Origin of the sequence: Desertivirga arenae (genome assembly GCF_017355785.1) — a bacterium.
Classification (GTDB): domain Bacteria; phylum Bacteroidota; class Bacteroidia; order Sphingobacteriales; family Sphingobacteriaceae; genus Desertivirga; species Desertivirga arenae.
Window position 1 is genome coordinate 80,231 of the sequence record NZ_JAFEWE010000004.1, and the last position, 12,422, is coordinate 92,652.

Consider the following 12,422-nt stretch of genomic DNA (forward strand, 5'->3'; position numbering starts at 1 on the left):
AGTGAATTCCTGGAGACATGGTACTTTCAGGGGTTCATTTTCCAAATCCTATTTGGAGTAACGGTGATATTTAGAGGGATATCAAAAGTGTCGACACCCTCAATTACTTCTTCCGGTTCGAAAAAAGATAGTCCTATTTTTATCGTATCTGTTCTGCATTCCGTTAAAAATCGGTCGTAGAATCCTTTACCATAACCTACTCTGTTCCCTCTTTTATCTACAGCAAGTAAAGGCATGATAACAATATCTATTTCTTTTGGGGCCACAGCTTGCCCGTATTCTGGCTCTGTTATTCCCCATTCGTTAAGTGCCAGCGGAGTATCATCTGTCCAGGTAATATGCTCAAGGGTATGATTTTGCAAATTGCTTTTTGGCAGGACTAGTTTAATATCGGGGTATTCATTTCGAAACCACTCAACTATAATTAGCGTATTTACTTCCTTTTTTCCAACGATTGGATAAAAAATGTGAAGCGTTTTTGCATTACTGAATATGTCTAAAGTCTTAAGATTAGAAAGAATATTCTGCGAGTAAACTTCTATTAAATCAGTTGTCAATTCTTTCCGTTTCTGAAGGTATACTTTTCTTAAAGACGATTTGTTCACGGTGTAAAATAAAAAACGGTTACAATTTGTCATTGCAACCGTGTCAATAATTTAAAGTTTATCCTTTATTGTAATATTCTTATTTAACTCGCTCTATATAGTCTCCGGTTCTGGTATCAACTCGAACTTTGTCACCCTCATTTATAAATAAAGGTACACGGATCTCCACGCCTGTTTCTACCGTAGCATATTTAGTTGCATTTGTAGAAGTATCGCCTTTTACCGCAGGCTCTGTATAAGTAATTTGCAACTCAATACTAGCAGGAAGTGTTGCCTGAATAGGCTCTTCGCTTTCAAATGCCACAATAACATTCATCCCTTCCTTCATGAATTTGGCACCAAAACCGAATAGGTGTTTAGGAATGTTAAATTGTTCAAACGAAGTGTTGTCCATTACTACGAAGAAATCGCCATCTTCATAAAGGTATTGGTAATCATTAGTTTCAACACGGCAAATTTCAACCTCTTCATCAGTGCGGAAACGGTATTCAACTAATTTCCCAGTTTTAACGTTTCTCATTCTTGCCTGGTAAAAAGCACGAAGATTACCTGGTGTTCTGTGTATGAACTCTTCTACTGCAACCAGCTCGCCGTTAAAACGAAGGATGCTGCCGTTTTTTATTTCTGATGCTTTAGCCATAATTTATTAGCGGATTTTGAGGCGCAAAGATAAGGTTTTAATAAAAATATCGAGAAAGCTGAATAAGATTTAAAATGATAGATTAGGTTTTGTAATCTTGAATATTAAGAGTTTGCTCACAAAAATCATATTCATGTTCCTGATTTGAGCAAATAATAACTAAGCGATTTGAAGAAAAATGTTTAACAAAGCTTTTATACCAATCAATTCCCTGGTTATCTAAATTAGCGGTAGGCTCGTCTAATAGGAGAAAAGGGGTGTCTGCACAAAAAGCCAATGCCAGTTTAGTTCTTTGCTTCATTCCTGAAGAGAAATACTTAATTGGCTTATGTTTTGATTTTTCAAAGCCCAAAAGCTCAATTACTGCTTTTGTATTTAGATCTGGATGGTACGACTTAAAGTTAAAATGAAAGTTTATAAGCTCAGTAAGAGTAAATTCTTCTATGAGCTCCAGGTAGGGACTTGCAATGCTAAGGTAGTTGTAAATAAGCTCCTCGTCTAGCTGCTGCTCCTGTCGTAAATAGGAAATCTTGCCCTCAGATGGACTTAAGTTACCTGCTACAACTTGCAAAAGAGTGGATTTTCCAGAACCGTTTGCACCAAGGATAGCATAAGATATGCCCTGTTCAAATACGTAATCGAGGTTTCTGAAAATCCACTCCCGGTTAAATCGCCGGCCTATATGATTTAATTCAATTCTCATATTTCCGGCTATATAGGCTAAGCTCCAGAAAATCCCTTCATAATACCACGATTAGAGTTGCGGATAAAATCAAGGATTTCATCTCGAACTTCAGTCGGCTGATGTTCCGCTTCTATTAAATCTAAAGCGGTGGTAATATTATATTTCTTTACAAACAAAGTTCTATAAATATCCTGAATCTCATTGATCACCTCTGAAGAGAAACCACGTCTACGTAGGCCTACAGAGTTAATTCCTACATAAGAAAGAGGCTCTCTTGCAGCTTTTACATATGGAGGAACATCCTTCCTGACTAATGAACCGCCAGTAACGAATGCATGTGAGCCTATTTTACAAAATTGGTGAATAGCAACCATACCCGCTAATACTACATTATCACCCACAGTTACATGGCCTGCTATTGTTGTATTGTTAGAGAAGATACAGTTATCTCCAATCTCGCAATCATGAGCAACGTGACAATAAGCCATAATAAGGCAGTTTTTGCCAATTCTGGTTCTCCAGCGATCTGCAGTACCACGATTAATAGTTACACATTCACGAATAGTAGTGTTATCTCCAATTTCTACCGTTGTATCCTCCCCTGCAAATTTCAGATCTTGAGGTTGCCCGGATATAACTGCTCCGGGAAAAATGCGGCAATTTTTACCTATCCGAGCTCCATCCATAATAGTCACGTTTGGGCCTATCCATGTGCCTTCTCCAATCGTAACGTTTTTATGAATAGTAACAAAGGGCTCAATCACTACATTATCTGCAATTTTTGCCTGTGGATGAATATATGCTAAGGGTTGAATCATTGTTGCGGTTGACTTTCTTTAACTTTTACTATTTGGGCCATCAGTTCAGCTTCTACGACAATCTTTTCTCCTACCATACCAATGCCCTTCATTTGCGCAATTCCTCTACGTATCGGTGCAATCAGATCACACCTGAATATTAATGTATCTCCAGGAACTACTTTATCTTTAAACCTCGCATTCTCAATTTTAAGGAATAAGGTCAGCCAGTTTTCAGGGTCAGGAACTGTGTTTAAAACTAAAATACCGCCTGTTTGTGCCATCGCTTCAATTTGAAGTACGCCAGGGAAGAGTGGAGAACCTGGAAAGTGACCCGCGAAAAGTTCTTCATTCATAGTAACGTTCTTTACCCCTACCACGTGACTTTTAGTAAGCTCTAAAATCTTATCTACTAACAAGAATGGTTGACGATGCGGTAGAATATTCATGATTTGCACCGTGTCGTAAACAGGAGGAACGTTTGGATTATAAACTTTTACTGTTTTCTTGCTGCGTTCTTTTTTGATCAGGGCTTTGATCTTCTTTGCGAATGCTACATTGGCCGCGTGCCCAGGTCTTGCTGCCATAATATGGCCGCGCAGAGGCACTCCAACCAAGGCAAGGTCTCCTATCATGTCAAGGAGCTTATGACGCGCAGGTTCGTTTTGATGACGAAGTTCAATATTATTTAAAATGCCTTCTCGGGCAACATCAATGTCTTCCCGGTTAAAAAGCACAGCAAGATGCTTTAACTCCTCCTTGCTAACATCTTTATCAACTACTACTATAGCATTATTTAAGTCTCCCCCTTTAATTAAATTGTGCTTAAGTAGCATTTCAAGTTCGTGCAGAAAGCAAAAAGTTCGGCTCGAACCAACTTCTTTTTTGAATTCAGTTATCGTACTGATAGCAGCATGCTGACTTCCTAGAACTGGTGAGTTATAGTCGATCATGCAAGTAAAACGATAATCAGCATCCAATGGCATTGCTACCATTTCCACTTTTCTGTCGGGTTCAGTATAATGGATATTGTAAGGAATATGAAAATATTCCCTATCGGCTTCCTGTTCAACAAATCCAACACTCTCTAATGCTTCTATAAATTGGATTGAACTGCCATCCATAATAGGAGTTTCTGGTCCATCCATCTCAATAAGCACGTTATCTACCTCTAAACCAACTAATGAAGCGAGCACGTGTTCTATCGTGCTTACGCTTGCTCCATTTTGAGAAATGGTTGTGCCTCTGGAAGTGTCGGTTACATTATCAACATCTGCATCAATCACAGGCTGACCATCAACGTCAACTCTTTTGAATTTATATCCGTGATTCTCAGGAGCAGGCTTAAATGTCATATTTACATGTTCGCCAGTGTGTAACCCTGTCCCTGAAATAGTAATTTCAGATTTTATAGTACGTTGTTTAACATTCATATCGGATGTAATCAGCCGTTTTTATTTGTTTGTTCTAGTAATTTCTTTTCTAACTCATGAATTCGACGCTCAAGCTCAGGTAGTCTGTTAACAATCACCTGAGAGCGCATATGAGATGTATAAGCAGTCGCCGGAGCTCCCGCCCAGCGTTTATTCTCTTCGGTAATACTGTGATTAATGCCTGATTTAGCTTGGATCTGTGTGCCTTTTGCAAGGGTAATATGTCCAACTATACCTACCTGACCTCCGATAACAGAATGTTCACCGATCTTTGTGCTTCCTGAAATCCCTGTTTGAGCAGCGATCACGGTATTTGTTCCAATTTCTACGTTATGAGCTATTTGAACCAGGTTGTCAAGCTTTACCCCTTTCTTAATAATTGTCGATCCCATTGTAGCGCAATCGATGGATGTATTTGAACCGATCTCTACATCGTCTTCTATTATTACATTTCCGATTTGGCTCACCTTGGTGTAAGTTCCGTCTGCCTGAGGTGCAAATCCAAATCCATCACTGCCAATAACAGTTCCTGAATGGATAACAACTCTGTCACCTACCTTACAGTCAGCATATATTTTAACGCCCGAGAACAAAGTCGATTCTTTACCTAGCTCAGTGTTGTCTCCCAAATAGACTTGTGGATAAACCTTACTATTATCGCCGATAATTGAATTTGCTCCGATATAGGCAAATGCTCCTATATAAACGTCTTTCCCGATTTTCGCGGTAGGATGAATAAAGGAGGGTTCTTCGATTCCGACTTTATTTAATTTAAAGGAATTGTATGCTTCCAGTAAAACAGAAAAGGCACTATAAGCGTCTTTAACCTTTATCAAGGTTGTATGTACAGGGGCTGTTGGAATAAAACTTTCATTTACAATTACTGCAGATGCTTTCGTATCATACAAAAACTGCTCATATTTAGGATTAGCAAGAAAAGACAAGGCCCCTTCTTCAGCATCTTCAATTTTACCTAACTTGTTTACAGTAACCTCTGGATTTCCATCCACCGAGCCATTAAGTAAACTTCCGATTTGTTGGGCAGTAAATTGCATCGGGCAAATTTATATGTTATTAATTTATGAACAAATTTTAAGACCACCTCGTACTTAAACGCTGAAATCCACTTACTTATTGGTTTTTATAATCCTTTTGTGTGGCAAAGGATGTGTTTTTTGACGGTTTTTGCAAGTGCTGCAAGGTTGGAATTGTCTGATGCAACAGTAATGTCGCGAACCGTTCCATCTTTCATAAGCAAATTTATCATGCCATCGTCAGCCCTGTATGCACTATTCCGGATTGATGTGGTGAACACAAAGAATGAGGCTTCTTCATAGCTCACACCATATTTTTTCACCGCGCTCTCAACCAGTCCCGCTACTCTTGCAGTGGCAGGATGTTCAGTAGAAATTTCGACTTGATAAAGATTTCTACGAACTAAATTTCGACATAATTCTGATAAAATCCAGTCCTCATCTTTCGTCCAGACTTTAACTGAAGTAAAGATATCAGAATCATCTAAACCCGAAAAACACTCCAGATGCCTCGGGTCTTCTTCAAAATCCTTTCTGGTAATAGAGTTATTCAGGAAATGTGCCAAATTTGGCGTTGCAAATAATGAATGTCCCCGGCTTGCAAGCCATTTAGCTCTCTCCAATATTTTTACCAGTAATTGTTCTCCTGCAATCACTGTTTTATGAAGATAGACCTGCCAGTACATTAATCTTCTTGCTATCAAAAACTTTTCAATTGAATAAATGCCTTTTTCTTCAATTACGATCTGTCCATCAGCAACTTCAAGCATTTTTATTATCCGGTCAAACCCAATAATTCCTTCCGAAACACCTGTGAAAAAACTGTCTCGATTCAAATAATCCATTCTATCCAGATCCAGCTGACCCGATACAAGTTGGTAAAGGAAGCTTTTTGGATATCGATTATTAAATATTTCGAGGGCCATGGTCAGCCTTCCTCCAAACTCCTTATTGAGGTTATTCATCAGAAGAGTGGAGATATGTTCGTGATTTATTCCCTCCACTATAGTGTGCTCCAGTGCGTGAGAAAAAGGGCCATGTCCAATATCATGCAGTAAAATGGCAACTGTAACAGCTTCCTCCTCCGCTGGTGTTATTTCATGACCTTTACTTCGTAATGTCTCAATTGCAAGGCCCATTAAGTGCATAGCGCCTAAAGCATGATGAAAACGCGTGTGGAGTGCGCCTGGATAAACCAGGTGCGTCATGCCTAATTGTTTAATATTTCTTAACCTTTGAAAGTAAGGGTGCTCGATCAGGTCGAAAATGAGCTCGAAGTGTATAGTGATGAATCCGTATACGGGATCATTGATTATCTTTTTCTTATTCAAAGTTGAGTCCTCGCTGCAAAAATTGTTATTTTTCCCGATACAAAAAACTCAATTAAGTGTTATACCTTGGCTAATTGAAATAATTTACTTTAAAATGCAGGAAACAACGATCCTTTGGGCGGACGATGAAATAGATTTACTAAAACCTCATATACTTTTATTAAATGATAAGGGCTATAAGGTCGATACCTTTACCAACGGCAATGATGCGTTAGACGCATTTAAAAAAGGTTACTATGATCTGGTATTTCTGGATGAAAATATGCCGGGTTTAACAGGTCTGGAAACAATGGCAGAGATAAAGAGTATCAGTCCCGACACCCCAGTTGTTCTTATTACAAAGAATGAAGAGGAGCACCTGATGGAAGATGCCATTGGTTCCAAGATCGATGACTATTTGATCAAGCCTGTTAATCCAAAACAAGTATTGCTCACCATTAAAAAGCTGACTGAAAACAAACGTCTTATCAGTGAAAAAACTTCTATGGCTTATCAACAGGATTTCAGGAACCTCGGGATGATCCTTAATGATAACCTTAGCTTTGCAGAATGGGCAGACGTTTATAAAAAGCTGATTTATTGGGAGCTTTCTCTGGAAAAACTGGAGGATGCTGGCATGCATGAAATCCTTACCATGCAGAAATCTGAAGCTAACGCACAGTTTTCCAAGTTTATAGAAAAAAACTACTTGTCCTGGGTAAAGAATCCCGATTCCGGCCCCCTCACTTCAGATCGTTTAATGAAGAAAAAACTTTTTCCTACACTGGAAGCGGGTAAACCTACTTTTTTTATCCTGATAGATAACTTAAGGTACGATCAGTGGAAGATTATCAATCCGATGATTACTGAATACTTCCGGTTGGATGAGGAGGACACCTACTACAGCATCTTACCAACTGCTACTCAATATGCAAGAAATGCTATTTTTTCTGGACTGATGCCAACAGAAATGGAGAAAAGATTTCCTACTATGTGGCAAAACGATGAGGATGAGGGCGGTAAGAATTTGTTCGAAGAACAATTTCTGCAAGATCAGCTGCAACGGGTTTTGAGAAAAGAAGTAAAACATTCTTACACGAAAGTTCTAACCTTTGAACAAGGTAAGGAAGTAGTTGAAAATCTTAGTAATCTCATGGGAAATGACTTAAACGTAATAGTTTACAACTTCGTTGATATGCTTTCTCATGCTCGTACAGACATGGCTATGATCAGAGAACTAGCTAATGACGAGGCTGCTTATCGCTCGCTCACCTTGTCGTGGTTTGAACACTCCCCTCTGTTAGATGCCTTGAAAAAGCTTTCTCAGAAAAACATTAAACTTGTTATTACTACAGACCATGGAACCATCCGTGTAAAGCATCCGAGCAAAGTAGTAGGAGATAGAAATACCAACACTAATTTGCGATATAAGCAGGGTAAAAACCTAAACTTCATTGCAAAAGACGTTCTTCATATTAAGAACCCTCACGATGCATTTTTACCGAAATTACATGTCAGTTCCAGCTTTATTTTTGCTAAGGAGGATACTTATTTCGTCTATCCTAACAATTACAATCAATTTGTTAACTACTACAACGAAACATTCCAGCACGGTGGAATTTCACTCGAGGAAATGATTGTGCCCTATATAACTTATAGTCCTAAATAGGTTACAGCTGATTATCTTTGTAAATGGAAATTAGAGTTTCTTCAGCAGCAGATTTGTCTTATGTTGCATCTAAAGTGCTGGATCTCGCCGGTCAGGAAAAAATATTTATATTCTATGGCGATATGGGCGCGGGGAAAACTACCTTTATTAAAAATCTGTGCTCGGTACTAGAGGTTTCAGATGCAACGTCTAGTCCCACGTTCTCTATTGTAAACGAGTATTGTTCCCCTCATGGACCTATTTTTCACTTCGATTTTTATCGCTTAAAGCAAGAATCAGAGGCTTTTGACCTGGGTTATGAAGATTATTTTTACTCTGGTAATTACTGCTTTATAGAATGGCCAGAAAAGGTACCTAATCTATTACCAAACAGCTTCGTACAGGTAGAAATACAGGTAACAGGAGATACAGAACGCGTAATTTCTGCAAACAAAAAATGATTTTAGGGAATTGTTTTAGGAAGAATTGCAGAAGTATTTTAGCTTTATAGGTTGAATATGGGAATATTGAGCGTTTGCTCTTTTACCGACTATAAATTGTAAATAAATCAGAATTCCTGCATTTTAACTAAAGGCAAGGAACATATTTGAGCATAAAAACATGATGAGCGAACTTTCCGACATTGCAAAGCAGGCGATGATGCAGCCTCAAGAGGCAATGCTCGAAGTAAAAAGCCGTAAAAACAGCTTACATATTGGCATTCCTAAGGAGACTTCCTTTCAGGAAAACCGTATAGCTCTTACCCCTTTGTCAGTTGCTTTATTAGTTAATAATGGGCACCAGGTAGTTTTAGAAGCCGGGGCAGGAGATGGTGCAAATTTCTCCGATAAAGATTACAGCGAGCAGGGTGCCCAAATAATCTACGATAAGAAGGAAGTTTTCAAATCAGACATCATCATTAAAATTGGACCTCCTACTCAAGAGGAAATCAATCTGATGAAACCCGGTCAGGTGCTCTTTTCAACATTGCAGATGGCGTCTCTGAAGGCAGATAGCCTTGAGGCTATGATGAAAAAAAAGATTACTGCCCTTTCTTACGAGTATTTGAGAGATGAAGGAGGGATTCTAAGTGTCATCCGCTCTATGAGCGAGATAGTTGGAGCTACATCGATCCTGATAGCAGCAGAGTACTTAAGCAATGTCTTTGATGGAAAGGGACTTATGCTTGGTGGTATTACAGGTGTTCCTCCTACAGAAATTGTTATTCTTGGCGCTGGAACGGTTGGCGAATATGCCGCGAGAACGGCAATAGCCCTTGGTGCTGAAGTTAAAGTTTTTGATAGCTCTTTGTATAAGCTTCGTCGCCTTCAAAATAATATTGGAAGCAAAGTTTTCACTTCTGTTATTCAGCCTATTGTCTTAAATAAGGCTATCACAACTTGCGACGTAGTAATTGGTGCAATTCGCTCTACCAATGGAAGAAGTCCATGTCTTATCTCTGAGGAGACAGTAAGCAAAATGAAGCCGAATTCGGTAATTATTGATGTAAGTATTGATCAGGGAGGATGCTTCGAGACCTCTAGAATCACTAATCACACTCATCCGGTTTTTAGAAAGTACGATGTAATTCATTATTGCGTGCCTAATATTGCTTCGAGGGTAGCTCGAACAGCGACTTATGCTCTAACCAATATTTTTACACCTATACTGGTTGACATGGGAGAGAAAGGCGGAATAAAAAATGTGATTTGGGAACGACCGGGGGTACGTAATGCTATCTATCTTTACCAGGGACATTTAACCAATAAGCATCTGGCAGAGCGTTTTAACATTCCTCCGAAAGATCTTGAGTTGTTAATCGTTTCCAATAGATAAACGCTTTTATTCCCGAACAAATAGAGTGCAATCAAACACTTTCTTGGTTTTCAGTATTTAGAGATATTATCTAAGCTGAAATTTATGCACTTTAATAAAAATACTTTCAAGAAGCTGTGGCAGGTTTTGGTAGGATCATTCAATGGATTTATGGATGACCGTTGCTTGAAACTCTGCGCAGCACTTTCATATTATACTCTTTTCTCTCTTGCGCCAATGTTGCTGATGCTTATTTATCTGGCAGGCAAGATATATGGTGAAGATGCCTTCAAAGGGAAGGTATTTGAAGAAATGAATGGATTCATTGGCCCGGAAGCAGCATTACAAGTACAGGAAATTATTCAGAATGCTGCCATTAAACAAAATTCCACTTGGGCAATCGTAGTTGGTACCGTTACCCTTTTTCTTGGAGCTACCGGAGTTTTTCTTGAGATCCAGGATTCTATAAATCTGATCTGGCGAGTGAAGGCTAAACCTGAAAAAGGATGGTTAAAGATGATAACGAATCGCCTGCTTTCCTTCTCTATGATTGCCTCCTTAGGCTTTCTTCTTATTGTTTCATTGGTTGTTAATGGAATAATTACCGCTTTGAGCGACCGATTGCAGGTTTATTTTCCTGACATCACAATACTAATTATGCTTCTCAATCTTGCGCTAACCTTCTTCGTGTTAACAGCGCTATTCTCCATTATATTTAAGTTCCTTCCAGATGTGAAAATTCAGTGGAAGTACGTAAGAGCCGGGGCTTTTTTTACTGCACTGCTCTTTATGATCGGGCGCTATGTAATTTCTTTATATATAGAAAAGGTGGGCCCTGGGACTACTTATGGGGCCGCCGGATCTATAATTGTAATTTTAGTTTGGATATACTATTCGGCAGCGATCTTATACTTTGGCGCAGAATTTACTCAAGTGTATACTGAAAAATATTGTGGAAGGATCGAGCCGGCTTCCTATGCTGTGCATTTAAAGCAAATTGAGGTTGAGAAGGATGTACCCGTCCTTCCCAAGCAGAATAAGGATCAGGAAAAGGGCTAATAGACTTTAAAGCCTAATTTAGCCCCAACTTGAAATCCGAGTCCTTCAAAAGCAAAGCTGGAGAACGTCTTGTTATACTCTCTGGAACCGATCTTTAAACTATTTGAATCACTAATTTTATACGCGATACCAAAATAGCCGTCTAAAACAATATTTGTAGAATGTTTAAACTGGATTCCTCCAATAGCATTGGCCATTCCTGACTTAATTTCTACTTTATCATTATAAGGTCCCCAGATGTAGTAATCAAGAGAGTTTTCAGTATAGCGGGAAAAACCAACAGCTGAGTATTTTATAAACACCTTCCTCAGTCCAATTCCATAAGCAATATAAGGAGTACTTTTAGGATTACCCTTTCTTGCCACCCATTTCTGATGAATTCCTAAACCAAATCCGGAAATTGGATCTGTGCCACTATTTGTATACCATGCTGACTGATTATTGGTGCGTCCATTAACCAGCTCAATACTTAAAAAATGTGAAAGGTGCGAATCTGTTTTCTTTCCCTCAATATCATACTTGTATATATCATTGAAGTATTGCAAGAGATCTGTTGAAACAGTGATGGATGCTTTTTTTTCTTGCTTTTGATCTCCTTGCGCCTGTGATATGCATGGAAAGGCCAGGAATACAGTAAAAATAAGATGTTTCAGCCTCCTCATTTCACTACAGGTATTTGACTCAAAAGTACCAGGTCTCCGGAGGTATAGTCATACTGATACATTCCACTTGCACCGATGACCATTAATTTTCCTTCGTGTGCAATTACATCTGTTGCATCTACTACAGTTTTCTTCTTCAGTACAATATTATTGATATTGCTAATATCGTAGTGTTTAATTCCTCCATCACAAACGAACAAATTGTTGCCATCTACTGCTAATCCCTTCGGTTCATTCATCGGAAGGGTTTTGAATAATGTAGGGTTCGTTATATTAGAAATATTTAAAATATTCAGCTCGTTAACTCCCCGGGTACAGGGATTGCCCGTCCTCAAGGTTATAAAAGCATAATTATCATTTGCAGTGACAGGATCGCAACTCCTTATGTGGGAAAAACTGGAGATCTGCTTAGGTGCATCAGGATCCTTAATGTCAAGAATCCTCATCCCTGTTTGAGTTCCTATAAATAACTGATCTCCTTTTGGAAAAATAGTTTCAATGTCAAAGCCAAGTGAATACCTTGACTGAAAGACGGGATTTGTTGCGGTCGAAACATCATATGTTTGTAGATCGGTCGAGGTAATAGTATAGAGATGGGTGGAGGTTGTTGCAAATCTTGCGAGAGAACCACCCTTGCCGGCTCCGGTACTAGGACCATCAGAGCTGCCGGCAGAGTCTTTGCCACAAGAACTTAGCAGGAGAAAAATGGGGATTGCGATAAAAAGGTGTTTCAT

General features: G+C 39.0%; 13 protein-coding genes. 4 read left to right on the plus strand and 9 right to left on the minus strand.

Going from position 1 to position 12,422, the window contains the following annotated elements; genetic code table 11:
• Nucleotides 1-26: 26 nt before the first annotated feature.
• The 7 genes from J4N24_RS09975 to J4N24_RS10005 all read right to left on the minus strand — a co-directional run bounded on the left by J4N24_RS09975 (nt 27) and on the right by J4N24_RS10005 (nt 6,525).
• Entirely contained in the window at nt 27-638 is a 612-nt protein-coding gene (locus J4N24_RS09975; RefSeq protein ID WP_207533542.1) for a 5-formyltetrahydrofolate cyclo-ligase, read from the minus strand.
• Nucleotides 639-684: 46 nt separating this feature from the next.
• Complete coding sequence (efp, locus tag J4N24_RS09980) at nt 685-1,245, minus strand: elongation factor P (RefSeq protein ID WP_207533543.1); 561 nt, start codon at nt 1,243-1,245, stop codon at nt 685-687.
• Nucleotides 1,246-1,327: 82 nt separating this feature from the next.
• Nucleotides 1,328-1,948, minus strand: coding sequence for an ABC transporter ATP-binding protein (locus tag J4N24_RS09985; RefSeq protein WP_207533544.1), 621 nt, complete (start codon nt 1,946-1,948; stop codon nt 1,328-1,330).
• Between the two features lie 17 nt (nt 1,949-1,965).
• Entirely contained in the window at nt 1,966-2,748 is a 783-nt protein-coding gene (gene lpxA, locus J4N24_RS09990) for an acyl-ACP--UDP-N-acetylglucosamine O-acyltransferase (protein WP_207533545.1), read from the minus strand.
• Nucleotides 2,745-4,160 carry a bifunctional UDP-3-O-[3-hydroxymyristoyl] N-acetylglucosamine deacetylase/3-hydroxyacyl-ACP dehydratase gene (locus J4N24_RS09995; RefSeq protein WP_207533546.1) on the minus strand — a complete coding sequence of 472 codons (1,416 nt, stop codon included), beginning with the start codon at nt 4,158-4,160 and terminating at the stop codon, nt 2,745-2,747. Before J4N24_RS09995 ends, lpxA begins: the two co-directional genes overlap by 4 nt.
• Before the next feature lie 11 nt (nt 4,161-4,171).
• The gene (gene lpxD, locus J4N24_RS10000; protein ID WP_207533547.1) at nt 4,172-5,215 is read right to left on the minus strand and encodes a UDP-3-O-(3-hydroxymyristoyl)glucosamine N-acyltransferase; all 1,044 of its coding nucleotides are present in this window, start codon (nt 5,213-5,215) and stop codon (nt 4,172-4,174) included.
• A gap of 86 nt (nt 5,216-5,301) precedes the next feature.
• On the minus strand, nt 5,302-6,525 hold the full coding sequence (locus tag J4N24_RS10005) for an HD domain-containing protein (protein WP_207533548.1): 1,224 nt from the start codon (nt 6,523-6,525) through the stop codon (nt 5,302-5,304).
• A 94-nt stretch (nt 6,526-6,619) separates the two neighbouring features.
• On the opposite strand from J4N24_RS10005, the gene porX reads away from it, so the two are divergent.
• The 4 genes from porX to J4N24_RS10025 all read left to right on the plus strand — a co-directional run bounded on the left by porX (nt 6,620) and on the right by J4N24_RS10025 (nt 11,026).
• Entirely contained in the window at nt 6,620-8,173 is a 1,554-nt protein-coding gene (porX, locus tag J4N24_RS10010) for a T9SS response regulator signal transducer PorX (RefSeq protein ID WP_207533549.1), read from the plus strand.
• Nucleotides 8,174-8,196: 23 nt separating this feature from the next.
• Nucleotides 8,197-8,613 (plus strand): tRNA (adenosine(37)-N6)-threonylcarbamoyltransferase complex ATPase subunit type 1 TsaE, encoded by a 417-nt coding sequence (gene tsaE / locus J4N24_RS10015; protein WP_207533550.1) that lies wholly within the window; start codon nt 8,197-8,199, stop codon nt 8,611-8,613.
• Nucleotides 8,614-8,776: 163 nt separating this feature from the next.
• Nucleotides 8,777-9,988: an alanine dehydrogenase gene (locus tag J4N24_RS10020; protein ID WP_207533920.1), complete on the plus strand. Its 1,212-nt coding sequence runs from the start codon at nt 8,777-8,779 to the stop codon at nt 9,986-9,988.
• 84 nt (nt 9,989-10,072) lie between these two features.
• On the plus strand, nt 10,073-11,026 hold the full coding sequence (locus J4N24_RS10025) for a YihY/virulence factor BrkB family protein (protein ID WP_207533551.1): 954 nt from the start codon (nt 10,073-10,075) through the stop codon (nt 11,024-11,026).
• Here the strand turns inward: J4N24_RS10025 and J4N24_RS10030 are convergent.
• Nucleotides 11,023-11,688 carry a hypothetical protein gene (locus J4N24_RS10030; RefSeq protein WP_207533552.1) on the minus strand — a complete coding sequence of 222 codons (666 nt, stop codon included), beginning with the start codon at nt 11,686-11,688 and terminating at the stop codon, nt 11,023-11,025. The two genes, J4N24_RS10025 and J4N24_RS10030, sit on opposite strands and share 4 nt — an antisense overlap.
• Complete coding sequence (locus J4N24_RS10035; protein WP_207533553.1) at nt 11,685-12,422, minus strand: LVIVD repeat-containing protein; 738 nt, start codon at nt 12,420-12,422, stop codon at nt 11,685-11,687. Before J4N24_RS10035 ends, J4N24_RS10030 begins: the two co-directional genes overlap by 4 nt.